At 74.5% G+C, this 419-nt stretch carries 1 protein-coding gene; it reads left to right on the top strand.

The features are described 5' to 3' along the window. A partial coding sequence (locus ACXAGC_RS20510; protein ID WP_474846869.1) for a Gp37-like protein occupies positions 1–419 on the top strand: 419 nt, incomplete at both ends.

Here is a 419-nt window from a genome sequence, read left to right on the forward strand (position 1 = left end):
GTGCTGAAGTCCGCGGTGCGGGTCAACGCCGTGGACCGGCTCGGCCTGCCCGTGCGGCTGGCCCCGGACCTCGGCCGGGGCGCGGTGATCCCCGGGGGCGTGTCCCTGCGCTTCCACCCGATCGCCGACCGCGTCCTGACCCAGGTCGAGCAGGCCGGGCTCGGGGTGACCGTCGTCCAGGACGGTCCCGCCCAACAGGGCACCGGCATGGTCCTGGACGTCTACCAGCCCAAGGACTACCCCCGGGCCCTCACCGAGGCCGGCGGCACCCTGGTGGACTGGAAATGGAACCAGGACCCGCCCGAGGCCACCCGCGTGGTCGCCGGCGGCGCCGGAGAAGGCACCGCCCGGGCCTTCATCACCGCCACAGACACCGCGCGCGAGGCCGAGTGGGGCGACGTCATCGAGGTCTTCCGCGA

Source organism: Alteromonas sp. AWJ4_197 (assembly GCF_056160285.1).